32 protein-coding genes, 1 tRNA gene and 1 pseudogene are annotated in these 26,502 nt (G+C 60.5%); 16 read left to right on the top strand and 18 right to left on the bottom strand.

The features are described from left to right. Positions 1-2: 2 nt before the first annotated feature. From QOV41_RS17685 to QOV41_RS17670, 4 genes are all read right to left on the bottom strand, one after another. Entirely contained in the window at positions 3-368 is a 366-nt protein-coding gene (locus tag QOV41_RS17685) for a hypothetical protein (RefSeq protein WP_284578165.1), read from the bottom strand. A 17-nt stretch (positions 369-385) separates the two neighbouring features. Further along, a complete protein-coding gene (locus QOV41_RS17680; RefSeq protein WP_284578164.1) occupies positions 386-697 on the bottom strand; it encodes a hypothetical protein in 312 nt (103 codons plus the stop codon). Then, entirely contained in the window at positions 675-1,094 is a 420-nt protein-coding gene (locus QOV41_RS17675) for a MerR family transcriptional regulator (RefSeq protein ID WP_284578162.1), read from the bottom strand. Before QOV41_RS17675 ends, QOV41_RS17680 begins: the two co-directional genes overlap by 23 nt. A gap of 69 nt (positions 1,095-1,163) precedes the next feature. After that, positions 1,164-2,153 (bottom strand): IS1595 family transposase, encoded by a 990-nt coding sequence (locus tag QOV41_RS17670; protein ID WP_284578160.1) that lies wholly within the window; start codon positions 2,151-2,153, stop codon positions 1,164-1,166. A gap of 93 nt (positions 2,154-2,246) precedes the next feature. Here QOV41_RS17670 and QOV41_RS17665 point away from each other — a divergent pair, with 93 nt between their 5' ends. Beyond that, entirely contained in the window at positions 2,247-2,489 is a 243-nt protein-coding gene (locus QOV41_RS17665) for a helix-turn-helix domain-containing protein (protein WP_284578159.1), read from the top strand. Between the two features lie 25 nt (positions 2,490-2,514). Here the strand turns inward: QOV41_RS17665 and QOV41_RS17660 are convergent. The 6 genes from QOV41_RS17660 to QOV41_RS17635 form a co-directional block, all read right to left on the bottom strand. Beyond that, positions 2,515-2,592 (bottom strand) — tRNA-Gly (locus QOV41_RS17660). A 31-nt stretch (positions 2,593-2,623) separates the two neighbouring features. Further along, complete coding sequence (locus QOV41_RS17655) at positions 2,624-3,082, bottom strand: hypothetical protein (RefSeq protein ID WP_284578157.1); 459 nt, start codon at positions 3,080-3,082, stop codon at positions 2,624-2,626. A gap of 119 nt (positions 3,083-3,201) precedes the next feature. Further along, positions 3,202-4,011, bottom strand: a complete 810-nt coding sequence (locus QOV41_RS17650) for a hypothetical protein (RefSeq protein ID WP_284578155.1) — start codon at positions 4,009-4,011, stop codon at positions 3,202-3,204. 107 nt (positions 4,012-4,118) lie between these two features. Then, positions 4,119-5,120, bottom strand: a complete 1,002-nt coding sequence (locus QOV41_RS17645; protein WP_284578153.1) for an Hsp33 family molecular chaperone — start codon at positions 5,118-5,120, stop codon at positions 4,119-4,121. Positions 5,121-5,272: 152 nt separating this feature from the next. Then, a complete protein-coding gene (argF, locus tag QOV41_RS17640) occupies positions 5,273-6,202 on the bottom strand; it encodes an ornithine carbamoyltransferase (protein WP_284578151.1) in 930 nt (309 codons plus the stop codon). Between the two features lie 122 nt (positions 6,203-6,324). Further along, complete coding sequence (locus tag QOV41_RS17635; protein WP_284578150.1) at positions 6,325-7,518, bottom strand: aspartate aminotransferase family protein; 1,194 nt, start codon at positions 7,516-7,518, stop codon at positions 6,325-6,327. Between the two features lie 362 nt (positions 7,519-7,880). On the opposite strand from QOV41_RS17635, the gene QOV41_RS17630 reads away from it, so the two are divergent. Next, positions 7,881-8,447 carry a GcrA family cell cycle regulator gene (locus QOV41_RS17630; RefSeq protein ID WP_284581368.1) on the top strand — a complete coding sequence of 189 codons (567 nt, stop codon included), beginning with the start codon at positions 7,881-7,883 and terminating at the stop codon, positions 8,445-8,447. Between the two features lie 56 nt (positions 8,448-8,503). Here QOV41_RS17630 and QOV41_RS17625 read toward each other — a convergent pair whose 3' ends face one another. Beyond that, complete coding sequence (locus QOV41_RS17625; RefSeq protein ID WP_284578148.1) at positions 8,504-8,884, bottom strand: GFA family protein; 381 nt, start codon at positions 8,882-8,884, stop codon at positions 8,504-8,506. Positions 8,885-9,272: 388 nt separating this feature from the next. On the opposite strand from QOV41_RS17625, the gene QOV41_RS17620 reads away from it, so the two are divergent. Together QOV41_RS17620 and QOV41_RS17615 are read left to right on the top strand one after the other, a co-directional pair. After that, a complete protein-coding gene (locus tag QOV41_RS17620; protein WP_284578146.1) occupies positions 9,273-10,016 on the top strand; it encodes a cytochrome c oxidase assembly protein in 744 nt (247 codons plus the stop codon). After that, positions 10,013-10,513: a CopD family protein gene (locus QOV41_RS17615; RefSeq protein WP_284578145.1), complete on the top strand. Its 501-nt coding sequence runs from the start codon at positions 10,013-10,015 to the stop codon at positions 10,511-10,513. The genes QOV41_RS17620 and QOV41_RS17615 overlap by 4 nt, the downstream gene beginning before the upstream one ends. On the opposite strand, the gene QOV41_RS17610 is transcribed toward QOV41_RS17615, so the two are convergent. Further along, positions 10,494-10,961: a DUF2231 domain-containing protein gene (locus QOV41_RS17610; RefSeq protein ID WP_284581367.1), complete on the bottom strand. Its 468-nt coding sequence runs from the start codon at positions 10,959-10,961 to the stop codon at positions 10,494-10,496. The genes QOV41_RS17615 and QOV41_RS17610 overlap by 20 nt on opposite strands. Positions 10,962-11,075: 114 nt before the next feature. Here QOV41_RS17610 and coxB point away from each other — a divergent pair, with 114 nt between their 5' ends. The 5 genes from coxB to QOV41_RS17585 all read left to right on the top strand — a co-directional run bounded on the left by coxB (position 11,076) and on the right by QOV41_RS17585 (position 16,355). Beyond that, complete coding sequence (coxB, locus tag QOV41_RS17605; protein ID WP_284578144.1) at positions 11,076-11,729, top strand: cytochrome c oxidase subunit II; 654 nt, start codon at positions 11,076-11,078, stop codon at positions 11,727-11,729. After that, positions 11,726-14,227 carry a cytochrome c oxidase subunit I gene (gene ctaD / locus QOV41_RS17600; protein ID WP_284578143.1) on the top strand — a complete coding sequence of 834 codons (2,502 nt, stop codon included), beginning with the start codon at positions 11,726-11,728 and terminating at the stop codon, positions 14,225-14,227. Before coxB ends, ctaD begins: the two co-directional genes overlap by 4 nt. After that, positions 14,227-14,565, top strand: a complete 339-nt coding sequence (locus QOV41_RS17595) for a hypothetical protein (protein WP_284578142.1) — start codon at positions 14,227-14,229, stop codon at positions 14,563-14,565. Before ctaD ends, QOV41_RS17595 begins: the two co-directional genes overlap by 1 nt. A 74-nt stretch (positions 14,566-14,639) precedes the next feature. Then, positions 14,640-15,161, top strand: a complete 522-nt coding sequence (locus tag QOV41_RS17590) for an SRPBCC family protein (RefSeq protein ID WP_284578140.1) — start codon at positions 14,640-14,642, stop codon at positions 15,159-15,161. Positions 15,162-15,182: 21 nt separating this feature from the next. Further along, positions 15,183-16,355 (top strand): zinc-dependent alcohol dehydrogenase, encoded by a 1,173-nt coding sequence (locus QOV41_RS17585; protein WP_284578139.1) that lies wholly within the window; start codon positions 15,183-15,185, stop codon positions 16,353-16,355. Positions 16,356-16,415: 60 nt separating this feature from the next. Here QOV41_RS17585 and QOV41_RS17580 read toward each other — a convergent pair whose 3' ends face one another. Further along, positions 16,416-16,826: a VOC family protein gene (locus QOV41_RS17580; protein ID WP_284578138.1), complete on the bottom strand. Its 411-nt coding sequence runs from the start codon at positions 16,824-16,826 to the stop codon at positions 16,416-16,418. Between the two features lie 93 nt (positions 16,827-16,919). After that, positions 16,920-17,426 (bottom strand): ferritin-like domain-containing protein, encoded by a 507-nt coding sequence (locus tag QOV41_RS17575; RefSeq protein ID WP_284578137.1) that lies wholly within the window; start codon positions 17,424-17,426, stop codon positions 16,920-16,922. Positions 17,427-17,680: 254 nt separating this feature from the next. Between QOV41_RS17575 and QOV41_RS17570 the strand changes: the two genes are divergently transcribed. From QOV41_RS17570 to QOV41_RS17560, 3 genes are read left to right on the top strand one after another with little or no spacing between them, the layout of a single operon-like run. Beyond that, the gene (locus QOV41_RS17570) at positions 17,681-18,094 is read left to right on the top strand and encodes a phage holin family protein (RefSeq protein ID WP_284578136.1); all 414 of its coding nucleotides are present in this window, start codon (positions 17,681-17,683) and stop codon (positions 18,092-18,094) included. Then, complete coding sequence (locus QOV41_RS17565; protein WP_284578135.1) at positions 18,094-19,170, top strand: DUF3618 domain-containing protein; 1,077 nt, start codon at positions 18,094-18,096, stop codon at positions 19,168-19,170. Before QOV41_RS17570 ends, QOV41_RS17565 begins: the two co-directional genes overlap by 1 nt. A gap of 39 nt (positions 19,171-19,209) precedes the next feature. Continuing rightward, positions 19,210-20,322 carry a YihY/virulence factor BrkB family protein gene (locus tag QOV41_RS17560; protein ID WP_284578133.1) on the top strand — a complete coding sequence of 371 codons (1,113 nt, stop codon included), beginning with the start codon at positions 19,210-19,212 and terminating at the stop codon, positions 20,320-20,322. Here QOV41_RS17560 and QOV41_RS17555 read toward each other — a convergent pair. Both QOV41_RS17555 and QOV41_RS17550 read right to left on the bottom strand, forming a co-directional pair. Beyond that, positions 20,319-21,007: pseudogene (locus QOV41_RS17555) on the bottom strand (DUF2254 family protein). The gene QOV41_RS17560 and the pseudogene QOV41_RS17555 overlap by 4 nt on opposite strands. Continuing rightward, positions 20,988-21,719 carry a DUF2254 family protein gene (locus tag QOV41_RS17550; protein WP_284578131.1) on the bottom strand — a complete coding sequence of 244 codons (732 nt, stop codon included), beginning with the start codon at positions 21,717-21,719 and terminating at the stop codon, positions 20,988-20,990. Before QOV41_RS17550 ends, QOV41_RS17555 begins: the two are co-directional and overlap by 20 nt. 390 nt (positions 21,720-22,109) lie before the next feature. Between QOV41_RS17550 and QOV41_RS17545 the strand changes: the two genes are divergently transcribed. Further along, complete coding sequence (locus QOV41_RS17545; RefSeq protein WP_284578129.1) at positions 22,110-23,264, top strand: alpha/beta fold hydrolase; 1,155 nt, start codon at positions 22,110-22,112, stop codon at positions 23,262-23,264. 78 nt (positions 23,265-23,342) lie between these two features. On the opposite strand, the gene QOV41_RS17540 is transcribed toward QOV41_RS17545, so the two are convergent. Both QOV41_RS17540 and QOV41_RS17535 read right to left on the bottom strand, forming a co-directional pair. Then, a complete protein-coding gene (locus tag QOV41_RS17540) occupies positions 23,343-24,077 on the bottom strand; it encodes a PspA/IM30 family protein (RefSeq protein WP_284578128.1) in 735 nt (244 codons plus the stop codon). Beyond that, positions 24,074-24,508: a YjfI family protein gene (locus QOV41_RS17535; protein WP_284578126.1), complete on the bottom strand. Its 435-nt coding sequence runs from the start codon at positions 24,506-24,508 to the stop codon at positions 24,074-24,076. Before QOV41_RS17535 ends, QOV41_RS17540 begins: the two co-directional genes overlap by 4 nt. Positions 24,509-24,809: 301 nt before the next feature. Between QOV41_RS17535 and QOV41_RS17530 the strand changes: the two genes are divergently transcribed. The 3 genes from QOV41_RS17530 to QOV41_RS17520 are packed head-to-tail and all read left to right on the top strand — an operon-like array spanning position 24,810 to position 26,501. Further along, positions 24,810-25,463: a DUF2491 family protein gene (locus tag QOV41_RS17530; RefSeq protein ID WP_284578124.1), complete on the top strand. Its 654-nt coding sequence runs from the start codon at positions 24,810-24,812 to the stop codon at positions 25,461-25,463. Between the two features lie 37 nt (positions 25,464-25,500). Further along, positions 25,501-25,902, top strand: coding sequence for a DUF350 domain-containing protein (locus QOV41_RS17525; protein WP_284578122.1), 402 nt, complete (start codon positions 25,501-25,503; stop codon positions 25,900-25,902). A gap of 11 nt (positions 25,903-25,913) precedes the next feature. Beyond that, on the top strand, positions 25,914-26,501 hold the full coding sequence (locus QOV41_RS17520; protein WP_284578120.1) for a DUF1190 domain-containing protein: 588 nt from the start codon (positions 25,914-25,916) through the stop codon (positions 26,499-26,501). The last annotated feature ends 1 nt before the right edge of the window (position 26,502 follow it).

Genomic DNA, 26,502 nt, shown 5'->3' with positions numbered 1-26,502 from the left:
GGTCACTTACCTCCTTTGGGGCCACCGGCGGGCGGCTCGACGACTTCTTCCACTTCGACTAAATCGATATCCATCTCGCTGGTGGATATCTGCTCAGGCACATCTTCGGGAATGAATGTGCGCAACCTTTTCGCAAATTCCCTCAGCGACGACGGCGCTCCCCTTGTTGCAAGAATATCGAGATAATCCGGCCAACTGGGTTTCCCACCATTCTTCCTCACAAACCCGTAGGCCTTCTCGGCGGCAGCATGAACTAAGGCGGGATTGCCATCGAACACACGGCAGAGGAGATGGTCAGGTGTTTCGACACTGACTCCTTCATTCGACAAAGTCCGCTTGTCGAAGTCCTTAATGTTCCAAGTGATCAATGTAGATGGTTTGCAAGCTATGGCCGCGGCAGCCTGTCTTTGGCGTCCGTGTCGCCAGTTGCCGCCGTTAGGGTTGCGTACCCTGAAACGTCATAGTCCGATATCGCATTGCGCATGAGCCGGCAGGTGCGCTCGATGTTTTCCCGAAGAACCCCAGGATTGTTCCGGACGAGATTCTTTACCCACTCGTCCTCGATTTCGTCCGTCCAGCGCAGACGGATCACCCCTTCGACGCCGAAGGTCATCAGGATGTTCCGCTGGTCGTTGGAATAGAGAACGTTGGCATCGGCCAGGACCGTTATGCGCTCACGGCTTGTGGTCGGGTTCAAGGGCATCGAGTTCATCGTAGAGTTGGTGCATGATCTGGTTCTGCTTTTCCTCGACGGCTTTCAGCTCGAGAACATCCTTCAAGGAGCAACGGCGATGCGCCCCTACATAGTGGAACGGTAGGCGACCATCCTCCATGCGTTGGACGACGAGAGGTCGGGAGATGCCCAGGATCTTCCCCGCCTGTTCCGGCGACAGATCGGACGAGAGCGGGCCATAGGCAACGCCACCGGCATCCAGCGCCACTTGCACGAACCGGCGAAGTATCTGGGCCAAACTACTGCCCACGGGCAGCTTGACGTCATGTCCGTCGTTGGCGTTCAACACCTTTAACGCCGCCATCGCCTGGTTGCGCGTAGGCTCGTCGAAACTGTCGAACTTGACCTGCGAAGTGCTCATGATCAGCTCCTCTGTTTTTCGCTTCATCTGAAATAACTGAAATAATCGAAAAATTCAAGGTGGATGATGTTAGGCTGGCGCTTCCTGACCCGGCGACGATACTTTCCGACGCTCCCAGTAGCCCTTCCAGACCCTGGAGACAGGGTGGGAGAGGCTGGCGAGGATCATCAGCAGGAACTGCTCGCCGTTATTGATCTGCCGGGTGTCCTCGCGCCAGGCCATCTCCAGGGCATAGGACTCCAGATATGGGCCGGCGATGTGGTGGTGCATGCCGATCTCGGCCCGCCGAATGCGCGAGAAAAAGCTCTCGGCCTGGTTGGTCGAAGCACCGTCATGCGAATAGGCCTCTTGGTGATTGATACGCTTGACCTCGTAGAAGAGGTGCAACGGATCCCAGCCATAAGCCTCGTCGGCATGGATGATGCTGTCCAGCCTGATCCGCTTCTCCATGATCGGGACCGATAGGGACTCCTTGGGCACCACGAAAGGAAGTGTCCTTCCTCCACGTTCCCGCATGACGGCCACCACCTGGCGCTTGCCGGTCTGGTTGCGGGCTAGGCGTCGGTCGCGGCGGTTCTCGACATAGTTGGAGGGCTTCACGTAGCCGCCGAAATAGGCGCCGTCGATTTCCACCGTTCCAGTAGCCTGCCGCTCCTTGGTTTCGGCGCCCAAGGCCTCGCGCAGCTTGTGGGCCAGGACAAAGGCAGTCTTGTATTGGCAATCGAGATCGCGGGACAGTTGCAGGGCGCTATGACCTTTGACACCATTGACGAAGATGGCGATCGCCACGAGGAGGTCGCGGATGGCCATCTTCCGGCTGGCGAAGATCGTGCCGCTGGTCACGCTGAACTGTCGGCCGCAGGCCTGGCAACTAAAGATCTTCCTGGACTTGTGGCGATAGGTGGCCAAGGAACCGCAATCAGGACAGTAAGGTTCACCGTCCGTCTCGGACCAGCGGATCGCCCGGAACAGGTTCCATGCCTCCTCCTCGCCCATCCTGGCGACCTTCGCCACGGATAGCGTCCGCGCTGCAGCAGAGAGCAGGAAGTGCTGGCCCATTTCCAGTCCAACGGTTATCGTTGGGGTTGGAGATAAGCGTCGATTCGCCCAATGCCAGTGCTATTCGTTGACGTTGGTTAATATAGTTGTCAGATGTCACAGATCACCCCTGAGCAAAGCCGAGCTGCCCGCGGCTGGCTGGACTGGACCCAGCAGCAGTTGGCCGAGGCCGCAAATGTATCGTTGAGCACGGTGCGGGACTTCGAGAAGCGACGCCGCTCGCCGATCCCGAATAACCTGGTCGCGATGCAGCAAGCCCTTGAAAAAGCTGGTGTGCGGATGATTTTTGACGACGCCGGTGCACCGTTGGGAATCTCCCGGAACAAGCTGACTTGACAACGCCACCTTGTTCCGGGAGAAATGGAGCGAACGACGGGGCTCGGACCCGCAACCTTTTAGGTGGGCAACCTAAATGCTCTACCAGTTGAGCTACGTTCGCTGACTGTTGGGCATTGAAAAAACGCTGGGTTTTACCCGGCGTTTTTTTCTGCCAATTTCCAGACGCCATTCTCCTTGACGATTTTATTGTCCCTATCGGCCAGCCGCCCCAACTGCGGGGATAGGCTTTTAGGCTGAATTTCCTGGCCGAACCTGGACCTGATAGCCTCAAAGATGCCGCTGTTGCTTAGACCGTCAGGATGATCTGCCAGCACGGCCAAAGCCATCTGCTTGATGGTCATTCCTCCGGCCCCTCGGCCGTCAGTTGCACCGTTCGCCGCGGATCCGCTGTCTCCTTCCTGCTGCCTCGTCCCTTCCTGTTGGGTGGGCCCCGACTTCTGCAGACGGTTCTCGCGGATGATCTTGGAGGCCAAGTCGCGCTCGTCTTCCATCTCCTTTAGGGCCGCCCGCGCAAGCTCGATCGCGCTTTCCAGTTCGGAAAGGCGACGATGCAACATAGCGTGGATGGATTCCTGCGGGACGATAGACATCGGGTATCTCCTTGGACGTGACGGTATCCGCACGACGTCTCAGGAGTCAACACGTCTTTCAAAAGAATCTTTCCTGTACGTCCAGTCCACTGCGCCCGCCCTTTGTGGCGTGGATTCAGCTACATGCGTTTCCTACATAATGCCGGATAATCGAGAGCGCGCATGGCGCGGAACAATTGCGGCACCATTGCCGCCTCGTTGCGGAGCGGGATCAGCACCGAATAGATCGGCAACTCGACATCGGCCGGACGTGTGAGTTTGGGTGGCGGAGGCAGCGGTTCGAACACTGCCGCCAGCCGGATTGATGCGGGCGCGACAAGGAGCATCAGCACCAGCGGCAGAAGCCAGATTTGGGCGACGTAGGGCGCGACGAGGATAAGTGTGGTCAGCAGCACCACCGCAACCAGGAAGCCATAACGCACCGGTTTGGTGAGCTCGAGTTGCGCCGAGGCGTAGGGCCAGCGCCGCGCCAGCCTTTGCCGCGCTTCATCGATCAAATTCTCGGCGGCCGACAGCGCCAGGTAGTCGCGGAGCGCTGGCCCTGGCACGAGGCAGATGCGGTTGCGCAGCGAAGGCTTGTGCAGCACCGCCCGTCGCAGCCGCAACACGCCAAAAAAGTCCGGCGCGGCAAAGCTGACATGCCGATCAAACAGCTGCATTCGACAACTCTGGACTGCGCGTAGCGCCTCCAGGATTGGCAAGTCGCTACGCCCCGGCAGACCGTCGGGAATTTTAGGATAGTACGCCATGCCGGCCCAGGCGGCGGCGCGCTCCATGATGAGACGCGGCCCCAGGCCCAGTTCGGCAGCGCAATAGAGCAGGGGGTCGATCTCCCGCTCCAGCGCCTGGGCGAGTAGCTCCCTTGCGTCCCCTTCACTCAGGCTTTTGTCCCGCAGGATCGCCCGCAGCAGGCCAAGGGCATCCGACATGGAAAGCCATCGCTCCGATCAGCATCGGTGCGAGTTAGCCATGAAAATTGTCTGGCGCCAAGTGGTTAAGCGAAAAGGAAACGACCGCCCGGAGGCGGCCGTCTTGCTTAGTGCTTGGCTTCGAACTGATGCGGATTGAAATGATAGGCCGAAGAACAGAACTCGCACACTACTTCGATTTGTCCATCCACTGCCATGTCTTCGCGCTCCTCGGCCGAAAAGCTGTTGGCCAGCATGTCCTCGATCCGATCGGCCGAGCAGGTGCAGCGCTCCTCCACCGCAATGGGAGAAAACACGCGCACACCAGTCTCATGATAGAGCCGGAACAGGAGCCGTTCGGAAGAAAGCTCTGGGTCCGCCAGTTCGAGGTCGTCGAGCGTAGCCAGCAGGGTCTTGGCCTCGGTCCAGCCATCGGCTTCCTGAAAATCAGGGTCGGCCGTTTCGGGGTTATCGAAATCGCCATCGCCGGGCAGGTCCGGCATATGGGAAATGCCGTGCTCGGGAAGGTGCTGGATCAGCACGCCGCCAGCCCGCCAGTGCGGCCGGTGATCGCCCTTTTGGGTAAATTCGGCCACAGCCATCCGCACCATGGTGGGGATCTGCTCGGACTGCATGAAATAGGTATGCGCTACCTGTTCGAGCGTATCGCCCTCGAGGGCAACGATGCCCTGATAGCGCTCCATATGCGGTCCCTGGTCGATGGTCATCGCCAAATGTCCCTTTCCCAGCAACTCGCCCGGCCGCGTCTTGCCCTCTTCGGCAGCCTTCACCAGCGCATCCTGGTCAAAGCGGGCATAGCCGCGCAGCCCATCGGGCGCGTCGAAGTCGACCACGATGAGGTTCACCGGGCCGTCGGTCTGGGTCTGCATGATGAAGCGGCCATCGAATTTCAACGAGGAACCGATCAGGGACGCCAGAACAACGGCCTCACCCAGGAGCCGGGCGACCGGCGCGGGATAGTTGTGGCGGCTGAGGATCTGGTCTAGCGCCTCGCCGAGCCGCACTGTGCGGCCACGGGTGTCGAGCTTATCCAGGGTGAACGGCACGACTGCATCGTCGCCGCTTTCGGGGCGGTCCAGTCCCAGGGCATTCATCAGGTTCTCAGTCATGGCAGGCGTGTCCATATTCGTCAGGCTTTCAGGTCGGCTCAGCCCAGACGGAAACATGAGCAGGCCACATCGGGAACCCGCCGGAAGTGGTCAACGCCACGTCCGACAGCACCCAGCATGAGGTCTACTCATCGATCCCGTCAATCTCGGGGCTAGTTGAGCTCAGCTCCGAGGGCCCAGCACAGGACTGCTTTTTGGGCATGCAGGCGGTTTTCCGCCTCGTCAAACACCACCGACTGGGGACCATCGATCACCTCGTCGGTCACCTCGTCACCGCGATGGGCGGGCAGGCAATGCATGAAGAGGGCGTTCTTGTCCGCCAGTGCCATCAAATTGGTGTTCACCTGATAGGGTTTCAAGACCCGGCGGCGCTCGGCCGCGTCGGTGTCGCCCATAGAGACCCAGGTGTCGGTGATAACCAGATCAGCCCCTTCCACTGCCTCGCGTGGATCCTCTATCAGCTTGACCCAGTCGCCGGCCTTTTGGATGTCCAGCATCAGGTCCTTTTCGGGCCAGTACTCATCGGGCACGGCAACGGTCAGCTCGCATTCGAAAAGTTCGGCGGCATTTACCCAGGAATGCAGCACATTGTTGCTGTCACCCACCCAGGCCACCTTGGCCCCCTTGATGGAGCCGCGATGTTCCTCGAAGGTCATGAGGTCAGCCATAACCTGGCAGGGGTGGGCCCGACGTGTGAGCCCGTTTATAACCGGGACGGTCGCCGCCTCGGCCAACTCGACCAGGTCGGCATGGGAGAGGATGCGGATCATGATCGCATCGACATAGCGGCTCATAACCTTTGCGGTGTCCGCCAGTGTCTCTTCGCGGCTGAGCTGCATCTCCTGGCCCGAGAGCATGATTGTCTCGCCCCCGAGCTGACGCATTCCCACGTCAAAAGACACGCGGGTCCGCGTTGACTGCCGTTCGAAGATCATCGCCAGGACTTTGTCCTTAAGCGGCTGCGGGCGGTCGCCCTCTTTGAGACGTTCCTTCAGCGAGACGGCGGCATCGAGCATGCCGCGCAGTTCGGGATAGGTGAAGTCATCTATATTGAGAAAATGTCTGGGGTTGCCGGTCGTCATGGCCGGTCTCCTTTATGACGCTTGCTGGAGGTTCGCTGCAGGGCAGCGGCAGGTTTCCTGCGCTCAGGCCGGATGGAGAACGCCGCATCGGCGGCGTCCGAAATGATAGAAGGTCGTCTCGATCATTGCGCGGCCGCAGCGTTCTCGGCTTCGATGGCGTCGAAGGCGGCACCAATCTTGCCCATCGCCTCTTCGATATCGGCTTCGGTAACGATCAGGGGCGGCAGGAGACGCAGCACGTTATCGCCCGCGCCAATGGCTAGCAGGCGGTGGTCGTCCCGCAGCCGCGCAACGAAATCGCGTACCGGCGGAGTGATCTTGATGCCCGCTAGCAGACCCTTGCCCCGTAGTTCGACCACCTGGTCGGGATATTTCTGCGCCAATTGCTGCAGGTGCCAGGTGAGCTTTTGGCCCATCTGATTGGCCTGGTCCAGGAACCCCGGCGCGAGGATACGATCGAGCACGGCGTTGCCGACGCTCGTCGCCAGCGGATTGCCGCCATAGGTTGAGCCATGGGTGCCCGGCACCATAGAGGCAGCAACTTCGCCCTTGGCAAGGCAGGCCCCGAGCGGAAAGCCGCCGCCGATAGCCTTGGCGACAGCCACAATGTCGGGCGTAATGCCGGACCATTCAAATGCGAAGAACTTGCCGGTCCGGCCATAGCCGCACTGCACTTCATCGAGCACCAGCAACAGGCCATGCTCGTCGCAGAGCGCGCGCAGCCCTTGCATGAACTCGCTCGTCATCGCAGTGACGCCGCCTTCGCCTTGCACAGTCTCGATCAGGATGGCGCAGGTTTGTGCCGTGATTTGTGCTTTGACGGCCTCCAGATCGCCCGGTGCCGCGTGCTTGAAGCCGGGCAGGGCAGGGCCGAAGCCTTCGAGATAGCTTGGATTGCCGCCGGCGGCGATCGTTCCCATGGTCCGGCCATGGAAACTGCCGGTGAAGGCAATGATTTCGTAGCGGTCCTGCTCGCCCTTGGCCCAAAAATAGTGACGCGCCGTCTTTATAGCGCACTCCAGCGCCTCGGCACCCGAATTGGTGAAGAACACGGCGTCGGCAAAGGTGGCGTCCACCAGCCGTTGACCCAGCCGTTCCTGCTCGGGAATGGTGAAGACATTTGAGGTATGCCAAACTTTTTCGGCAGCGCTTTTTAGCGCGGCGACGATATGGGGATCGCCATGGCCCAGCGCATTGACCGCGATGCCGGAGTGAAAGTCGAGGTAATCTCGGCCATGCTGGTCGTACAGGCGCATGCCCTCGCCCCGCTCAAAGGCGAGATCGGACCGGGCATAGGTGCCGTAGAGCGCAGACATGATCAAATATCCTTCCAGAAATGGCGTGTGCCGGCTGCGGGCGTGGCAAACGTGCCACACAAATCAAAAACGCGCCGGTTCGGCAGCGCGTTTCAGGCGGGATTTGAGCGAGTTTCGCCTCGGAAGTCAATCTGGTCGCTGCCAAGTGCCTGATTTGACTCGCTGATTATTAGCGAAGTTTTAACCACTGCTTTTTCGGGGAAAAGCGGCAGCGACTCTTGATCCCGATTCCACCGATGTCGTAATCTCCAAGTCGTTGGGAAACACGACATATCGTGTGGCGGACCCATCTTAGCATACGACGTCTAGGGTTAGTGGCTGCCAGGCCATTTGGCAGCGCAATGAAGGATTCTGTTTTGACGATGGTTTCAGGAGCACAATCGGCGGGCTGGACTGACGAGCGCGTCGAACTTTTGAAGAAGCTCTGGATGGAAGGTCTTTCGGCCAGCCAAATCGCAGGCGAACTGGGCGAGGGCGTCACCCGTAATGCCGTAATCGGCAAGGTACACCGTCTCAAGCTCTCGGCGCGAGCCAAGCCTACCAACACGGCGCCACGTGCCCGGCCGGCGGCCCGTCCGGCGCCACGCCGTGCCGCCAGCCCGGCAGCGACCGTGTCGAGCGGCATCAGCGCGGCTGCCAAGATGCGCAGCGCCATGCCGCGCCCGCAGACCATGGGGGCAACTGCCCTTGCCATCGCCCCGGAGATGGAAACCGAGATGTACGTGGCTCCCGCCGCGGCCGAGCTCTTCATCCCCGAGGATAAGCGCCTTAACCTGCTGCAGCTGAGCGAACAAACCTGCAAGTGGCCGATCGGCGATCCACTCACCAAGGATTTCTATTTCTGCGGTCAACACTCGCTGGAGTCTGGCCCCTATTGCGAGTTCCACTCGCGTCGCGCCTATCACCAGATGGACAAGAAGAAGCGCTGACATCTCATTTTTGCAGTGAATTAGGGGCGCCGTGGGCGCCCTTTTTGTTTCCCGTCCTATTGTGCGTTCTGCGGAACCCCGTCGCCGATCTCGTAATAGTCGCCCTTGTCGGCAACGAAAATGTGGAGGCCGATCTTGGTATTGGTGGGTCCGTCGAAAGCGCCCATCATGATCCCGATCCAATCACGCTCAACCGGGTCGAAAAACAGCGACGATCCACATACCGAGCAGAAGCCGCGCCGGACCTTGGCTGACGATTGATACCAAACCAGCGTATCCTGCTGCACCATTGTGACCTGCGAGCGGGGCAGATCAACGCCTGCCTCGAGGTGCCCGGTGTGCTTGCGGCACATAGTGCAGTGACACGCCGAAGCCTCCGGCAGGTCCCCTGTCACCTCAAAGCGCACAGCTCCGCAGAGACATGATCCGGTGTGCATTCTGTTCCCTCTTTCGCAAAGCGAAGCGAGATTAGCATTAGGTGGGAGGTCTTGTGTCTCTCACAGTCGAACAGATCGGCAAATTGAGCGTTCAGATGTCGTTCATGTCGCAGGCTTTTGTGTGGCGGAACTGTCGTGGCTCTCGCCCGTTCCGCTTCGTGGACAAGTCTACCGGGAGCGATTTAATGGCGGAGAAGTCACCCGGTGGGGGCCATTGGCTCCTCATGATATCTCCCGGAAATGGTGCCTTTTTGCATACCGCTTCTTGTCGGCCGTATTTGGCTTATCGCGCTCGGCGGGTGGATTTGTCTCCTGACCTTCAAACCGGTCACCCGGTCGTCTAGTCTCTCCTATTGTACGACGCGAGCAGCAGGAGAAGGAGGTTCCTATGGATGCCACATCAGCCGTTCTGAGCTATTGCGGCCCTGCGCCGTTGCCGGAGAACTTTTGGATGCGCTGGAATTTCGATCCGGTGCTGCTTTTTGCTATCGCCGGATGTATCGCCGGTTTTGTGCTCTTGCGACGCGATGCGTCACCGATCGAGCGCTGGAGCTTTGCTGGCGCTATCTTCACCCTGGTCGTCGCCTTTGTGAGCCCACTTTGCGCCCTTACTGTTGCGCTTTTCTCTGCGCGTGTGGTGCATCACGTGCTGCTCGTGGCAGTCGCGGCGCCGCTGCTGGCGCTCGCCTTTCGCCGGCAGGCCAAGCACGTCGCAACCCTGACGACGCCGCTTCTGCTCCTGCACACGGTCGTCTTTTGGCTCTGGCATGCGCCCGATGCCTATTCCCTCGCCCTCTCCGACACTCTTGTCTACTGGGCTATGCAACTCTCGCTCTTGGGTACCGCAGCATTGCTGTGGAGCGCCATCCTCGCTGCCGGCACGGGCTCGGCTATTGTGGCTTTGCTCGGCGCGACCATTCAGATGGGATTTTTGGGTGCACTGCTGGTCTTCTCGCCGCAGGCCCTGTATGTGCCGCACCTCGCAACCACCTTGGCGTTCGGCTTCGATCCTCTGGCAGATCAGCAACTCGCCGGCCTCATCATGTGGGTGCCTGCGAGCGTGCCCTACCTCATGGCGGCGCTGTTGCGCCTGCTCGCCATGCTGCAGCCCAGTGAGGCAAGGCAGACGTGATCGTAGTCCTGCTCAAGATCGTCCATGTAGTGGGAATAGCAACCTGGTCTGCCGGTCTCCTCGTGATGCCTTTTCTGTTCCTGCAACGTCGGGGTCTGGAAGGCTACCGGCTGCACGATCTGCATAATTTCACACGCTTTCTCTACATCACCTTCGCATCTCCGGGCGCCTATTTGGCAGTGGCGTCTGGGATTACGCTGATCTTCCTCCAGGCGACCTTTGTGCCGTGGTTTTCGATCAAGCTCGCCTTGGTGGCAATGCTGGTGGTCATTCACCTTCTCGTCGGGTTGGCGATCATGCGCTTGTTTGAGCCCGAGCAGTCGTATCCGCGGCTGCGAGCGATTGCAGTGAGCGTTGTAACCATCGGTATAATCGGGGCGATCCTCGCAACGGTGCTCGGTAAGCCTGACATAGCTGGCCATGCTGCGGTGGAAGATTTCTTCGCACCCGGCGCATTGGCGGAGATGCTGAGCGGCATCACTGCTTGGTGGAAATGATGAGGCCGATGCCGTGATCCAAAACCAACTTACCACCATAAAAGCCAGCCAAACCGGTCAACGCAGAGGCGAGCAGGGAGACCAAGATCCCGTGCGGCAACACCTGCTCGGGGAAGTAGAGCCGCAGGCCCCAGTTGAGCCCCGCAACGGCTATGAGGGTCATGGCGGCGACCGCGTGGTTCCAGCTGGCAACGCGCACCCGAATGCCCGGGACCAGCAGCAGTTCAGCCGTTCCGGCAACCGCCGCCAGCACGCCGGCAACGAACGCACCTCCCGCCGACCAAACACCCACATCGACCCAGAACTGGTCGGCCGTCCACCAGTAGAGCACGTCAATGCCCAACGTACTGATGATCAAAGCGATGGGAAAATGCACCATCATGGCGTGAATGGGGTGACCCGCGACCGCCACCGCCGAGCCGACGTCCTTCTCTGCCACGGCGCGCATGGCGGGGTTGGGATGCTTGCGATCCGACTCGGGCTTGCTTTCCTCTTCCGCGATCTCGTCTTCGGTGTTCCGGTCGTCGCTCATCGTTTTCGCCCCGCTTTGAAGTTTGCTGCCGTGGCAGCAACGCCAGTGCTTGTCGCTGGTTGCACCAGCCCACTCTCGACCCTGGATCCTGCGGGACCCGGCGCCGCCAATATCGAAACGCTCTGGTGGGTGATGTTCTGGGGCTCGGTCGCTCTGTTTTTCATGGTGATGGGCTTTCTGGCGCTTAGCCTCTTGCGGCCCAAGGCTCTGTCCGGGATCAAGCCCATGCACTGGGTGGTGGGGGGCGGGTTGCTTATGCCCATCCCCATCCTCGCCGCATTGCTTGTTGCAGCCCTTATCCTAGGTGAGCAACTCCTCCCCAAGCCGGGCGCTGCCGCACCGATGCGGATCGAGGGCCGGGCGGCCCAATGGTATTGGGAGTTCAGCTATCCGGACATGCCCGGAGCACCCTCGTCGGGTGTGCTGCACCTGCCCGCGGGGGAGCCGGTCGACATCGCCATAACTTCAGAAGACGTGATCCATGCTTTCTGGATCCCGCGATTGGGCGGCAAGCTGGACGCCGTGCCCGGCCACGTCAACGTGCTGCGTATCGCCGCCGACGAACCTGGTATCTACCGGGGTATCTGCGCGGAATATTGTGGTCCGGGACATGACGACATGGGCTTTGTGGCCCAGGCGCATGCACCCGAGGACTTCGCGGCAGCGGTAGGGGGTAATCCATGAATCGCGAGCCGATGAGCCCAGTCGCCCTGCATAAGGCACTCGCGGAAATCTGGGACACCCCCCCTGGATGGGGCCGCCTGTCCTCCGTCAACCACAACATCGTGGGCAAGCGCTTCATGATCGCAGCGCTGGTTTTCTTCTCGATCGGCGGCACTCTGGCCATGCTGATCCGGGCGCAACTGGCGACGGCGGAAAGCGCCTTCATCGGCCCCGATCTCTACAACCAGATCTTCACCATGCACGGCACGGTGATGATGTTCCTGTTCGCCATCCCGATGTTCGAAGGACTGGCAATTTACCTGCTTCCCAAGCTCTTGGGGGCACGAGATCTGGCGTTCCCGCGCATCACTGCCTACGGCTTCTGGTGCTACATCTTCGGCGGCACCATCCTTATCGCGGCGATGGTGCTGGGCTACGCCCCAGATGCGGGCTGGTTCATGTACACCCCGCTCTCGTCCGACGTATATTCGCCAGGTATCAATTCCGACGTCTGGCTCCTGGGCATCACCTTCGTCGAGATCTCGGCCATCACCGCCGCGATCGAGATCATGGTCACCGTGCTCAAGATGCGCGCTCCGGGCATGTCAATCGACCGCATGCCGATCTTCGCCTGGTACATGATTGTCACCTCCGGGATGATGATCTTCGGCTTCCCGCCGCTGATCCTCGGATCCATCCTCCTCGAAATGGAACGCGCTTTTGAGCTGCCGTTCTTTGACCCGGAGCGTGGTGGCGATCCGCTGCTGTGGCAGCACCTGTTCTGGCTATTCGGCCACCCCGAGGTGTACATCATCTTCCTGCCGGCAGCGGGCGTGCTGTCGACCATCATCCCCACTTTCGCGCAGCGTCCGTTGATCGCCTACCGAGCGGTCGTCGCGGCGATTGTTGCGATGGGGTTTCTGAGCTTCGGCCTGTGGGTCCACCACATGTTTACCGTGGGCATTCCGCACATGGCCCTGGCATTCTTCTCGGCCGCCAGCGCTCTCGTTGCAGTGCCGACAGCCATCCAGATCTTTGTCTGGATCGGCACTCTCTCGCTTGGCAGACCGAAGTTCGACGTGCCCATGCTCTACGTGCTCGGCTTCTTCTTTGTTTTTGTCATTGGCGGGCTGACGGGTGTGATGCTCGCTATGGTGCCGTTCAACAGCCAGGCTCACGACACGCACTTCGTGGTGGCGCATCTGCACTATGTGCTGGTCGGCGGTTTCGTCTTCCCCATGCTGGCAGGCCTCTACTACTGGTTGCCTCATTTTACCGGACGAACGACGCTCTACCGGCTGTCAGTCCCCGCCTTCTGGCTGATCTTTATCGGGTTCAATCTGACCTTCTTCCTGATGCACCTAACGGGCCTCATGGGCATGCCACGGCGCATCTCGACCTATCCGTCGAACTGGGGCTGGGATTGGCTCAACCTGCTTTCGTCGATCGGTGGGTTCCTATCCACCGTCGGCTTCGCGCTGGTGCTGGTGGACATCATCCTCCAGTTCCGCTTCGGCCGACGCGAAGGGATCAATCCCTGGGGCGCCCGAACGCTGGAATGGGCAACGCCGCTACCGCCCCCTTCCTATAATTTCGCCTCCATTCCGCACATTTCTGGTCGGGCGGATGATCTCGATACCGAGCAGTTGGGCCGCGAATTGGCATCTGGGGAGGGCTATCTCGGTTTTGCCCGAGAGGGCCGCCAGGAGACGCTTGGCGTTGACATGCTGAGCGGCGAGCCAGAGCATGTAATCATCCTCCCCAACAGTAGCTTTGTCCCCCTCTACACCGCACTTGCTACCGGCGTTTTCTTTCTTTCGCTGCTGTTCAAGGTCTATTGGTTGGCTCCCGTTGGGGTGATCGCTACCGTGGTGATGTATTTCATCTGGGCGCGGTCCCTTGGCGCGCCGAAAGACGGCGGTGCGCTCGACATTGGCCGAGGTGTTGCCGTGCCGCTTGATGCGGAAGTGAATGGCAATGTGACGGGTTGGGCCAACCTCTTTGCGGTTGGAGCAGATGCAACGCTCTATGCTTCACTCCTTTTTGGAGCCCTGTTTCTCCTCGTGGTCGCGCCGGGCTGGGAAGGCAGGGTAGCCGAGGCGACTCCCTGGTGGATCGCGGCGCCCGCGGTTGCGTCCCTAGCGGCAGCGGCGATGGCGCATCTGGCGCGCCGGGCCAACGCCCATGGCAAATCACCTATGGCGAGCCTAGTCGGCTCGATGGTGTTGCACGGCCTAGTAATCCTGGGGTTAGCCTACGCTATGTATGTGCTGCCAGACCCCACCAGTCACGCAAACCCGGCGCTGCGCTTCGCCATCCTCCTCTATGGGGTTGTGCACGCCAGTGTCGCTGGCTTGTTGGCGCTGCAGGGCATTCTGCGCTGCCGCGGTGGTTACCTTTCGCCCCGCCGCGCCACGACGCTGAACCTGGGGGTACTTTGGGCCGACTTCGCCGCCGCGACCCTGCTGGTGGGCGTGGGCTTTGTCTATGCTCTTGCCATGCTGGGGGGGAGCGCCTGATGGTCTGGTTGCCAGGAATACTCCCAACAGTTGTTGGTTTCACCCTCTGGTCGGCTGGCTTTATCGCGCTCTATGCGGTTCAGGCCCTGGGTTGCCAATATGGCTGGGGCGAGATCGAGCTGCTTGGCACGACCCTGCACCGAGTTGTGCTGATTGCAGTCTATGCGACCACGCTACTAGCAGCTCTCTTCCTTGTTTGGGACTCCCGCGGGCGTAATCGGGGGCAAGCGCCGCCACGGGCGCTTCTCGGATGGGTGGGGCATACCCTGAACCTCGCGGCGCTGGCGGCTTCGGTCTTTGTGTTTTCCGTGATTTTTAGCACCAGTGCCTGCATCTAGGTTGCAAAAGTGACAGCCACCGGAACCTCGGCGCTTCTCCCCTGTTTGGACTGGGACCGAATGCGGAGACGAACATGGCAAACACCGATGACGCCCCAAAAAGAACGAACCGCGACGACAAAGACGGCGACCTCGCAATCGTCGGTCGCTCCGTCCTGATTAACCGGCCGCGCTCAGAACTTTTCGCTTATTGGCGCGATTTCACCAATCTGCCCTCCTTCATGGAGGCGGTCGAAAAGATTCAGATGACCGGGGAGAAGCGCTCCGTCTGGACCATCCGTGCTCCCGCCGGGCAGACCGTCGAACTGGAGACCGAGGTGACCGACGTGGTCGACGGCGAGAGCATCGCCTGGCGCTCGGTAGAAGGATCGCAAATCAAGACCGAGGGTCGTGTTACGTTCACCGATGCGCCCGCGGACCGCGGCACTGTGGTGTCGGCCGATATCGGCTACGAACCACCCGCCGGAGACCTTGGGCGTGTTGTCGCCAAGCTCTTCGCAGCCGAGCCGAACATCCAGGCGCGCCATGAACTCAAGCGCTTCAAGATGCTCATGGAGACCGGTGAAATCGCCACCGGCGCTTACCACAGATCATAGAACCAAACCCTAGGAGCCGTCATGCGCGCGCTGACTTGGCACGGCACACAGGATGTCCGTGTAGACACTGTACCTGATCCCGAAATCATCAATCCTCGCGACGTGATCCTCAAGGTCACCTCCACGGCAATCTGTGGCTCCGACCTGCACCTCTATGACGGGGTGATCCCCGGCATGAAGTCAGGAGACATACTGGGCCACGAATTCATGGGCGAGGTGGTCGAAGTCGGGCCCAAGAGCACCCTGATGAAGGGTCAGCGCGTGGTCGTGCCGTTCACGATATCCTGCGGCCAGTGTTTCTTCTGCAAGAACACTCAGTTCTCGGCTTGCGACAACAGCAACCCGGTCGCCAAGCAGGATGCGAGCGAGAAGCTCTATGGCCATGCCATGGGCGGTATCTTCGGCTACTCGCACATGACCGGTGGCTATGCTGGCGGGCAGGCCGAATATGTACGCGTGCCGTTCTCAGACGTCGGCCCCATCGTCATTCCTGATGGGATGGAGGACGAAGAGGTGCTGTTCCTCTCCGACATTCTTCCCACCGGCTGGATGGCTGCGGAAAATGCCGAGATCGAGCCTGGTGATACCGTTGCGGTGTGGGGCGCCGGCCCTGTCGGGCTCTTTGCGGTCCAAAGCGCCAAACTGATGGGCGCCGAGCAGATCATTGCCATTGATCACCATCCCCATCGTCTGGAACTTGCCAAGAAGTTTGGCGCCAAGACGATCAACTTCTCCGAGACGCATGTGCGCGAAGCCCTCATGGAGATGACTGGTGGCATTGGACCTGACGCGGTAATCGACGCTGTCGGCATGGAGGCCCACGGTTTTGCGGTCGACAACGTGCTCGATGTCGTCAAGCAAAAGCTCTCGCCCGGTGCTGACCGCGGCCATGCACTGCGTCAGGCCCTGCTCGCCTGTCGCAAGGGCGGCCGGGTTTCTGTCCCAGGCGTTTATGGTGGCATGCTCGACAAATGGCCCTTGGGCGCGATGATGGAGAAGGGCCTGACGATCCGCACCGGCCAGACGCACATGCAGCGCTATACCAAGGATCTGCTGCACAAGATCCAGGAAGGTGAAATCGACACGACCTTCCTCATCAGCCACCGCTTGCCTCTGGAAGAGGCGCCGACCGGCTACGAGAACTTCCACGACAAGCAGAACGAGTGGACCAAGGTCGTTCTTAAGGCCCACTGATCCGCAAAAAGAAATCCCCGCCAACGAGGCGGGGATTTTTGCATTGGTCGCTGAGGCCGTTCAGGCGACCGACTTGCGCGGCGGGATAATGAAGCGGGTGTGTGGCGTGGCGATGTCGATGACATGCCCATCGAGGTCGCGGATCACCGCCCGCGTCTGCTCGCCAAACTGGGTTGGCGCCTCGATGATCTCCGTGTCGAAGGAGCGGACCGCATCAACAGCTGCTGCGACGTCGTCTACCACGACCTCCAGAAAAGAGCCTTGCGGTACGCCGCGCGCAGCCCGAGGCACGAACTCGCTGACCCAATCGATAAGGCCCAGCTGGAAGGCGCTGTCTGGCGCCGCAGCGAGGATCACATACCAGCTTTCCTGGTGCACGACGCCAAAGCCGCACAGTGCCTGATAGAAGGCGCTGCTGGCGGCGAGGTCGCGGGTAAGCAGATTGGCTGAGATGCGGTGGGCGATGGTCATGACCGGGTCTCCGTTCGTGGGATTGTTGGAAGTGGTGCCCGACCTGGCCGCACACCACCATCTCCAGCCAGAATGCCGATCGCGGGCAAAAGGTTACTTCTTTGCCGTGGCTCCAGCTTCCCGCAATGCAACATACTGCAGGGTAACCGGCTCGATGTTGCGGCCGACCCAATCGGCCATCGCGATCTCTTCCTCCAAGCTCTGCGTCAGCAGTTCAGTGGCTGTCGCATTGCCGACATGCGGGCTGAGGGCGAGCAGGGATTTGTAGGCAGCCATTTCGAAGTGCTCAAAGGCATAATTGGCAAAGCTGTTCTTGACGATTTCGTCGGGAGCGGCGCTGTGGCCGATCGCAGCCATGCTGCCGCTAAAGGAGAGAGCCATGTCCTTGAGACCGGAATTGCTTTCGCCGAGGCCCTCCAGCAGGCGCTCAAGTCGATCGATCTGGACTTCGGTTTCCTTGATGTGCTGTTCAAGGCGCGCAGCGACTTCCGGGTAGTTCTCGATGCGGCTTACCTGCGGCCGCATGATCGAGAGCGCTTGGTTTTCCATGGCGTGGGCGTTCTTCAGGCCGGAGATAAAGTATTCTCTTGCTTCGGGCATGCTAATTCCTTGCTGTTGAGCCGCTTGGGCGTGTGGCGTGGAACGCGCGGGATCGGTCTCGCGATCCGGGCTAGCGCAGGTTAGCGCTTGGCCAGAGCTGCGCGATCCACGCCTCGTGGCAATCCAGAGCGGCTCTTTTTGTTCCCGGTGCCAACGGGCGGCGAGGGGCCCAAAGAGCGGCTCGGAGCCTCTGCTGGGAACTGCCACACTTCCTCCGCATTGTGTGAGAGCCACACCGTTGAGGGAGTTAGCTCATGGCCACTACAGACTCGCGTTCCTTGGGAGAATTGCTCGGCGGGCTCGCCACCGATATTTCCAACCTCTTCCGCACCGAAATCCAACTTGCCAAGACCGAGGCCTCCGAGAAGGCTTCGCAGGCGGTGAGCGGTTTGGTGTTCATGGGCATAGGTGCAGTGCTGGCCGTTGGCGCCATCGGCGTGCTGCTGAGCGCGATTGTTGCTCTGGGCACCTCGATTTTGGTCGATCAGGGCTTCGATGTGCCAATCGCAACCTCTATCTCAGCGGGCATTGTCACCATTGTCGTGGCGCTGATTGCCTGGATGTTGGTGTCCAAAGGCATCGATGCCATCAAGAAGACCAACCTTAACATGAGCCGCACGACGAGTTCGCTGAGCCGCGATGCCGATATGGTGAAGGAGAAGCTTTGATGGCGGGCAATGACCAGAAGAGTTCGGCCGAGCTGCAGCGCGAGGTCGACCTCCACCGTCGCCGCATCGACGAGCGACTGGATCAAATCCAGCAGAAGCTTTCGCCCGGCGAAATCCTCGATGACTTTCTTTCCCAGTCCCGCGGCGGTGGCGAGATGCTGGCGAGCCTCCAACGGCAGGTCACGACCAATCCTCTGCCGGTGCTACTCCTGGGCGTTGCTGCGGGCTGGCTCTTCTTGCGGCCAGGCGAAGCGGACGGCGAGGACCATGAGGCTGATCGCGACTGGGACCGCAGCATCAATATGCAGCGTGGCTATCGCCATGCTGAAGAAGTCCCCGATACTCCCTATCCGCTTATCGTGGTCTCGGGCACGAGTATGCAGCGGGCGGGACATTCCGAGGACGAGCATGGCAACCGTTTCGCCGAGTTCGTCGACGAGGCGGGACGCCGCTTCCATGCCGCCACGGACAAGGCCGGTCGTCGCATCGGTGATTTCCGAGACGAGTCCGGGAACAAATTCCGCGGCTTCACCGACACTGCCGGCAATCGCATCCACCATTTCCGCGACGAGGCGGGCGATGTGCTGGAAGAGGCGAGCCATTGGGCTGCTGACACTTGGCAGCTAGCAAGGCGGAAGATGCACGACCTGCGCGATACCGTGTCCGGAACCGTAAGCTCGAGCCGCGGCATGGCAGCAAGTGGCGCCGTCAATGCCAGCACCATGATGCGCCGCCAAGCGGGCATAGCGCGGGAGCAAGCGGGGCACCTGGGTGATACCGGGCTGCAGCTCTACCGGGACCAGCCGCTGATTGCTGGAGCGCTCGCTTTTGCCCTGGGTGCGGCAATTGCCTCGGCGCTGCCGCGCACACGCCAGGAAGATGAAGTGCTGGGCCGGGCCTCTGATTCGATCAAGGCCAAGCTAGGGGAGGAGGCATCCCACCTCTACGAGGAGGGGCGTGCCAAGGCCGCGGAGCTGCACGAGACGGTGGTGGAGAAGGTGAGCGAGACTCACGAAAAGCTCCAGGCCACGGTGAGCGGCGCGGGTAGCGGGTCGACTCAAGACCAGACCCGCTAGATCCGAGCGGCAGCTGCGTTTGGGCACTAGGGGCAGAGCGTGACGGACACGAGTACCAACAACTCCGCCCAGTTCCAAACCGGACGCGGTCGTCAGGCGCGGTCGCCCAAGAGAATCCCTTGGGCCGGGTGGAAAGACGTGCTCTGGCGCCTGTGGCGTAGCTTCAACGAAGATCGGGTCATCCTCACGGCAGCGGGGGTGACCTATTTCGTTCTCCTGGCTCTCGTTCCGACGCTAACTGCTTTCGTCTCCATCTACGGTCTGTTCAACGACACCAGAAGTGTTGTCGAGCAGGTCTCCCTATTGTCCGGGATCGTCCCCGAAGGCGGGCTGGAGCTGATCAGGGAGCAGCTCACCCGTCTGGCAGCCGAAAACACCGGCACCCTTAGTCTCACTCTCCTGGTTTCGCTTGCAATCGCCCTTTGGAGTGCCAGCGCTGGTGTGCGTTCGATGTTCGACGCGATGAATATCGCCTATCAGGAGACAGAAAAACGCTCGTTTTTCTGGGTCACTGTGTTGGCTATGATATACACCTTTGCCGGCGCGATCGCCGCAATGCTAGTGATTGCCACGGTCGTTATCCTGCCGCCACTGCTGCAGCTCATTCCCGGCTCAGATGAGTATGCTTGGATTGTCCAGATTGCTGCCTATGGCTTGATGTTGCTGATTATTGCGCTCGCTATCGGCGCGCTTTACCGGTGGGGCCCGAGCCGGGAGCGGGCGAAATGGCGCTGGATAACGCCCGGTGCGGTTATGTCGGTCGTGCTACTCGGGCTCACCTCAGTGACCTTCTCCTGGTATGTCACCAATTTCAGCGATTACAGCGCCGCCTACGGCTCACTGGGGGCACTCATCGGCTTTCTCACCTGGGTGTGGATTTCTGCGATCATCATCATTGTCGGCGCTGAGCTGAATTCTGAGATCGAGCATCAGACCGCTCATGACTCCACCACCGGCGAGCCCCTGCCTTTAGGTCAACGGGGTGCGCGGATGGCCGACACCGTAGGCGAGGTCATTCCGCTCGACCTAGACAAGGTTGCGAGCCCCCCAGTGCTCCGGGCGACGCGCCAGCGCATCTCCTGGGGGGCGCTGGCAGTAGCAGCCCCTGCCGCCTATTTAGCGAGAGCACTTGGGCGCCGTCACCGTAGCTAGGCTGAAGTTCTCTTACGTCCTGAGGTGGAGGCGGTTGAAGGGTCAAGCAACCGGCTTGCGGCCTCGGCGCGGGCGCCGATCGTTTCCATGTCGTAGCCGTCTGGGATGTCTCTCCTCGCATCAGAGAGGATGGCGTTGAGTTGCTCCTGCAACGCGGAGCGCTGGCTTTCGAGACGAACATGATCGGCAATCCGAATGATCGCCTCGATCAGATAGATCACTACGAACGGCTTGCCCGCCGCATTCTGCCGGATCTGGTTGAACCCTGCAGAAAGCAGCGTCGCGTAAGTGGCGCGGGCCGAACTCACACGCAGCTTTCCCGCGGTATCATGGAGAACCGCTGGTGGCATTGCCCGACCCATCAAAAGCGAAAGCGATGCGGAAAGCTGGTTGATCACCGCCGCCGCTGTGTACGGATCATTGATGCCCGGAGAGAGCGCGCGAACCGCTATTTCGACAAGGTGGCGGATGGAGAACTCGATGTCCTGGGTCGGGTGCGATGAGGACCCAGCAACATGGCTCGACTGATCTGGTGTTCGAGTTCTGCGGTGCATCGGTGGGCCGGGTAAACGCCAATGCCGCCGCCATCAATCACCACGTAGTCACCCGGCGCGAAGTAGAGGCCGATCATCACGTCAGCCCCTTCGGCATGGGCCACGAGGCTGTCATAGTCGATCGCCTGCACATAACCCTGACCGGGCGGCCCGAGAACTTTGCTGTCTGCTCGAACTCAGCCGGAAGGGCGGCCCGCGGATCGGCTTCCTGCGTCCTCTCGACTGGTCCAGATCTCTGATGCTTTGGTCCAGCTCTAGGCCGACGCGGTGAATAACCGTTTCGGAGACAATGGAACGAGCGAGGAAATGTAAAAACATCACCAGCAACGCAAGGCTGGCGAGCGCCAGGGCGATGGCGCCGCTAACGCTCGCGAAGGCTTGTTGCTCTTGGGAGGTGTAAGAACCGATGCTGCCGAGTACCAACAGACAATAGACCGTCGTCATGATGAAGGTACCCAGCACCACCTGGGTATGGTGGCTCGACATGAAACTGCGGATCAGTCGCGGCCCAGACTGGCTGGCAGCCAGCGTCAGAACCACCATGGTGATGGAGAAAACCAGGCTCGTCATCGTGATCATCGATGACAGGAGCGTAGCAATGACGTCGCGGGCGTGGTCTGCTGTTCCGAGATAGACCAGGGGTGGCGCCGGGGCACCAACCTGCCGGGACAGCACCAAGTCGCCGGAATAACCCAGCCATGCGAGCAACCCGCCCAGCAGCCCCATTATCGTAGGAACCAACCAGAAACTGGTTCGTAGCTTTTCCCAGATGACTTGCGCCTGCTGGCTAGGCGCATCCTTCTGACTGCCCTTCTCGAGCGAAGCACCTTTGCGGTGGGTCACGGCAGCTTACTCTTGGCTGAATGTATTCCGACGCAACTCGCTGGAGCCAGCAGTGTTCCTCATCATAGCCGCGGGGCGTCGCCGTGGCTGAGGCGCCAATGTTCGACGCCTCTCCTCCGAGCCATAAAGGAGCCGGCACCATGGCGGATAAACAGGAAGCCTTCCGAGAACCCCGAGACCCCCACACCAACCCATCACCCGAGAGCACCAACGCCGCTGCCGGGGCAGTACCCGTGGTCGCGTTGCTCATCTTGCTCGCGATCGTCGCTCTGGGAGTTATAGCCTATGTTGTAACCCGTACGGCGAGTTAGGTTCGCCGAGGGACCATTTTTACCTACGAGGAACCAGCAAGATGGCTAGGAGGTTATCGGCCGCTGACTGGAGTTCCCGATGCCGCTGCTTTCCATTGTACGATTTCTCGCCACCCTCTTGTCCCTGCTAGTGCTCGGGATAGCAGCGTACCTGCTTTGGACTTGGTACCAGGGGGATGACGTCTTGCTGGCCGACGGCAGCCTCGTCCGTGTGCGGGAGGACTGGCGGCTTTGGGTGCCGCTTCTACTGTTGGCGTTCGCCTTTGTCGGGCGGCCGCTGATGTTGCTGCTGCTCGCCGGGCCCGACAGCGGCGAACCCTCCAAGCCGGATCGCGGCGCTGGGCAGGTGGTAGGGGGTGCAAACGGCGCCCGGCTTTATGTCGAACAACTCGGGCGCTCGGATGGGGCTCCGGTTATCCTGACCCATGGCTGGGCTATGGACAGTACCATCTGGCACTATAGCAAGTTGGCCTTGGCGAAGGACTTCAAAGTTATTGTCTGGGACTTGCCTGGCATGGGGAAGTCGAGCGGTGAGATCTCCCTGGAGAGTTTTGCCCGCAATCTGGCAGTTCTTGTCGAGCAGCAAGCGCCACAGCGCGTGGTCTTGGTAGGTCACAGCATTGGTGGCATGACCGTCCAAACACTGGCGCGCGACATGCCTGAACTGTTCTCCAGCAGGGTGGCCGGGGCAGTGTTGGTGAACACCACCTACACCAATCCTCTCAAAACCATGATCCTATCTGGCTTGGCCCAAGCACTCCGTCGGCCCGTACTAGAGCCCGTCATGCGCCTCATCATCCATCTGCAGCCCGTGGCCTGGCTGGGTGTCTGGATGAGCTACCTCAACGGAACCGCCCACATGACCAATCGCCTTGCCTTTGGCAAATACGTCACTCGAAGCCAGCTCGAGCACACAACCCTTCTGACCACCAGGAACCCGCCAGGGAATATGCAGAAGGGGAACCTGGCAATGTTCCGCTGGGACGCGACAGGAGCCTTGGCGAAGCCCGAAGTGCCGCTTCACATACTCGCCGGTGCCGTGGATGTTGTTACGAAACCGGAGGCAAGCCAATCCATTGCGCAACAGTGCGGCGCATCACTGCGGGTCATCGAGGGCTGCAATCACATGGGCTTTCTGGAAGGCCATGACGACTATAATCGCGAGATCGTCGCCTTTGCCAAACAGGCGACGCGCCCCGCGAGCCTCAAGGGCGGTTCCTCCGTCCCATCCTGACGGGAGGAGTAGCTCGTCCACCTCAAATTTGCGGATGGGACGCACGCGGTGGGGGCCGCGTGCGCGGGCGCGCTTACACTAGGTCAAGCGCTTTTGTGGTGGGGGCAGGGAGCCGGTTTCGCTGGAGCCGCCAGGCGCCATCAATTCGGCCAAAACATCGTCGGCAGAATGGCGCGAGCCGCCGATCCCCGCCTCGCGCAATTGCCGGTCGAGATCGCTGCCATCCTCAATGGCGGCGAGTTCTGCGCCTGCAGCAATCCGGTTTGACGTCTCTTCCTGGCGCTTCTTAATGCGCTCGAGGCTGTCCATGGCGGTGCCCAACCGGTTGCTGACGCCCGAATGACTGTGGGCAACCGCAGACTGCGCGCGCAGCAGCGCTTCATTGGCGCGCACATTCTCCACTTCCCGCTTCATCTGCGTGATCCGGGACTCGGTTTCCTGAATGATGCGCAGCATTTGCTGCTGGCGTGGCAAAAGGTTCTCCAGCTCGGACTGGTCGCGCTGCAGATCACTGCGGGTTGTGGCAATACGCTGCGCCAGCCCCTGCGCCAGATCGGTGCGGCCCGCAGCAATGGCAGACCGGGCGCTCTCGCTGTCCTTGGCTTCCTTGGCGCGGTTTTCCTCGATGCGGCGCATTAGCCCCTTGTTGGAAGCCATGATGCCCGCCAGATCCGAACGGGCCTGCCGAAGGGATTGTTCGGCGTCGCGGATTTCCTGGTCGAGAATGCGCATCGACTGCGTATCGGCGGCCTTCTCAGCTGCTTCGTTCACGCCGCCGCGGATGGCGGTGAAAATCTTACCCCAGGCACTCATGCTGCAATCTCCCCATTGCGCCATTCCTCGATCATAGTTGCGGCGTCGACCGCATTGGCCGCCAAGATCGCAACTTCCTCGACCACGGCTTCTGCCGGCGATTTAGCGGAGAGCGAACCAAACAGTTCATACCATTCTTCGCCTTCACGCGTGGTGATGCCAAAGCTCGAGAGCGGCACGAATTTGTGGGTCTTGAGCACCATGTGCTCGAAGGCTGCGCGATTGGGAATGCTATCGCAGGGCGCCAGCAGCACGCTGGCAAGGATGTCGCGCTCGCCGCTAATGGTGACGAAAACATCGAGCTCACCCTGCTCCTTGAGAGTGACGCAGATGACGTCGCCCCCCTGGGGAACATTGACGTCGACATCGCCCAGCGCCTCCGGATCGGCGGCAAACAGGCGCGTCAGGCTGGTTAGGGTCCAAGTCTCCAAAAGAAGGCCTCCATGGTTGGGCAAGTCAGTTACCGCGATCAGGCATCAAGCTGCAACAGCGCGGGCGCGGGCGAGTTCAGTGCCAGCTCGCATTCACCCTCGACGCAACGCGTATGTGGTGCGCCTGTCCGCTTTCACCAGAGGGGAGCAGATATTGTACGAGGCTGACAAGGGTTCGGGAGCAGCTCTCTCGATCAGCCGTCACAAATAGGCCGCATGGTGCTAGATGATAAAAAACCGCACATCGCTGGAACCTGGCACGACCTGCGCCTCGTTCACAGCTGGGTAGGGGGCGCTCGATATGTTCGACTGGTTCAGCAAAGCAAAAGACGAGAGGCCGACACCGATCGAACGCGGGCCATTGGCCGTCGGCATCGGCGGTGCACTCGACCTCGACTTTCTATCGCTCGAAGCCGAAGCTATAGGCGGCGAGCCGTCTCATCCCCTACCAAAATCGGGTCCTCTGATCGTCTCCGCCTATGGCGAAGCGCGGCTTGATGGCGCGACTGTATTGTCGCGATATTACGATGACCAGCACCACGTGGTGCAGGTGCTATCGGCATCGGGCCGGCCCGGCGATGCGGTGCAGGATCTTACTTACTACAATCCGTGGGACAGCGTGGTTCCCGCCGGTCCGAGCGAATGGAATCGCTGGCGTGGTCGGGATGGCCTCTTGGGACAGCCTCATTACGATGCTGACGGTATTCTGTTTCAGCGCTTCTGGGGAGAGGGGACTGATCGCGCCGAGCCCGTCGAATTCGTGGAGAAAGTAGATGATGGCGAGACCATGCGGTCTATTCATCAGACCTGCATGCTTTATTTTCGCCCATTGGGATCGACACGGGAGATGCTGCTGATCAATATCGAGCGCGACCTCGATGAAGCACGCGCTGGTGGCTCGGTGGAATTTCTCCTTGGCTATGGCTTGGGCCCCGCCGATGTCCGTCGTGTCTGATCCAGTATCTTCGTCTGCAATTTAGGAATTTTCACTGATGCTCGACTATTTGGCAGGCCTGCCCGCATTCCTCGGCTATTTCGCTATCGGCTTAGCCGCCTATGCGGCCTTCACCGCAATCTACACCACGCTCACGCCCCATCGGGAGGTCGAGTTGATTCGCGCTGGGAATCTTGCCGCCGTCACGGCCTTTCTGGGTGCCTTGCTGGGGTTCAGTCTGCCACTGGCTTCGGCTGCAGCCAATTCGGTCAGCATTGTGGACTATATCATCTGGGCTGTGGTGGGCATCATCGCGCAGATCCTCGCCTACTTCATCGCCAATTTCTCCATGCAGAAGCTGCATGAGAAGATTACCAATGGTGAGATGGCGGCAGGTCTTTGGGGTGGCGGCATTGCTCTGGCCGTCGGCATTCTTAACGCTGCCTGCATGAGCTATTGAGGAGAACGGCTATGCGTCGACTCAAGAGCGCTCGTCAGCGTCCCCTATTGGTGCTGGGCACCATTGCCACCTCAAGCCTAGCGCTGTCCGGCTGTGCCGGTGAACCGCCCGGAGAGGTCTTGTTCACCAACGCGCAGCAATGCATCGAGGCGGGCATGAGCCAGGAGGTCTGCCAGGCTGGCTACCAGGATGCTGTGCAGGCCCACATCGAGGGAGCGCCGCGCTTCGACGGGCTCGCCGCCTGCGAAGCCGAATATGGCGTGGACCAGTGCACCGTGGCGCCGGCCGGGGCGACAGGCGGCGGTGGTAGCTTCTTCATGCCGTTCCTGGCCGGCTACGTAATGTCGTCAGCCATTGGCAACCTGACCGACTACAGCAATTATCGGCGGCAGCGACAGGCGGAGGGCTATGGCTATGGCTCAACTCCGATCTACCGCAATCGGGCTGGCCAGACTTTGACCCCCACTTTTGGCGGTGGCGCAAACACCTCGGTTGTGGCGCCCGGCCGGCAAACCATGCAGCCCGTCAACGTCAACACGCGAACGGTCGCGCGCCAGGGCTTCGGTGGGCGCTCGACCAGTTTTGGGTTCGGCGGCTGAC

Source organism: Devosia sp. RR2S18, assembly GCF_030177755.1.
In the GTDB taxonomy this organism is placed as follows: Bacteria; Pseudomonadota; Alphaproteobacteria; order Rhizobiales; family Devosiaceae; genus Devosia; species Devosia rhizosphaerae.
The sequence above is the reverse complement of the archived record's forward strand: the minus strand, read 5'-3'. Positions and strand labels throughout refer to the sequence as shown.

Coding starts and splice junctions, on each gene's coding strand:
- QOV41_RS17675 (WP_284578162.1), bottom strand. CDS start 1,094: ATGAGCACTTCGCAGGTCAAGTTCGACAGTTTCGACGAGCCTACGCGC.
- QOV41_RS17670 (WP_284578160.1), bottom strand. CDS start 2,153: ATGGGCCAGCACTTCCTGCTCTCTGCTGCAGCGCGGACGCTATCCGTG.
- QOV41_RS17665 (WP_284578159.1), top strand. CDS start 2,247: ATGTCACAGATCACCCCTGAGCAAAGCCGAGCTGCCCGCGGCTGGCTG.
- QOV41_RS17655 (WP_284578157.1), bottom strand. CDS start 3,082: ATGTCTATCGTCCCGCAGGAATCCATCCACGCTATGTTGCATCGTCGC.
- QOV41_RS17650 (WP_284578155.1), bottom strand. CDS start 4,011: ATGTCGGATGCCCTTGGCCTGCTGCGGGCGATCCTGCGGGACAAAAGC.
- QOV41_RS17645 (WP_284578153.1), bottom strand. CDS start 5,120: ATGACTGAGAACCTGATGAATGCCCTGGGACTGGACCGCCCCGAAAGC.
- argF (WP_284578151.1), bottom strand. CDS start 6,202: ATGACGACCGGCAACCCCAGACATTTTCTCAATATAGATGACTTCACC.
- QOV41_RS17635 (WP_284578150.1), bottom strand. CDS start 7,518: ATGTCTGCGCTCTACGGCACCTATGCCCGGTCCGATCTCGCCTTTGAG.
- QOV41_RS17630 (WP_284581368.1), top strand. CDS start 7,881: ATGGTTTCAGGAGCACAATCGGCGGGCTGGACTGACGAGCGCGTCGAA.
- QOV41_RS17625 (WP_284578148.1), bottom strand. CDS start 8,884: ATGCACACCGGATCATGTCTCTGCGGAGCTGTGCGCTTTGAGGTGACA.
- QOV41_RS17620 (WP_284578146.1), top strand. CDS start 9,273: ATGGATGCCACATCAGCCGTTCTGAGCTATTGCGGCCCTGCGCCGTTG.
- QOV41_RS17610 (WP_284581367.1), bottom strand. CDS start 10,961: ATGCGCGCCGTGGCAGAGAAGGACGTCGGCTCGGCGGTGGCGGTCGCG.
- ctaD (WP_284578143.1), top strand. CDS start 11,726: ATGAATCGCGAGCCGATGAGCCCAGTCGCCCTGCATAAGGCACTCGCG.
- QOV41_RS17595 (WP_284578142.1), top strand. CDS start 14,227: ATGGTCTGGTTGCCAGGAATACTCCCAACAGTTGTTGGTTTCACCCTC.
- QOV41_RS17590 (WP_284578140.1), top strand. CDS start 14,640: ATGGCAAACACCGATGACGCCCCAAAAAGAACGAACCGCGACGACAAA.
- QOV41_RS17585 (WP_284578139.1), top strand. CDS start 15,183: ATGCGCGCGCTGACTTGGCACGGCACACAGGATGTCCGTGTAGACACT.
- QOV41_RS17580 (WP_284578138.1), bottom strand. CDS start 16,826: ATGACCATCGCCCACCGCATCTCAGCCAATCTGCTTACCCGCGACCTC.
- QOV41_RS17575 (WP_284578137.1), bottom strand. CDS start 17,426: ATGCCCGAAGCAAGAGAATACTTTATCTCCGGCCTGAAGAACGCCCAC.
- QOV41_RS17570 (WP_284578136.1), top strand. CDS start 17,681: ATGGCCACTACAGACTCGCGTTCCTTGGGAGAATTGCTCGGCGGGCTC.
- QOV41_RS17565 (WP_284578135.1), top strand. CDS start 18,094: ATGGCGGGCAATGACCAGAAGAGTTCGGCCGAGCTGCAGCGCGAGGTC.
- QOV41_RS17545 (WP_284578129.1), top strand. CDS start 22,110: ATGCCGCTGCTTTCCATTGTACGATTTCTCGCCACCCTCTTGTCCCTG.
- QOV41_RS17540 (WP_284578128.1), bottom strand. CDS start 24,077: ATGAGTGCCTGGGGTAAGATTTTCACCGCCATCCGCGGCGGCGTGAAC.
- QOV41_RS17530 (WP_284578124.1), top strand. CDS start 24,810: ATGTTCGACTGGTTCAGCAAAGCAAAAGACGAGAGGCCGACACCGATC.
- QOV41_RS17525 (WP_284578122.1), top strand. CDS start 25,501: ATGCTCGACTATTTGGCAGGCCTGCCCGCATTCCTCGGCTATTTCGCT.
- QOV41_RS17520 (WP_284578120.1), top strand. CDS start 25,914: ATGCGTCGACTCAAGAGCGCTCGTCAGCGTCCCCTATTGGTGCTGGGC.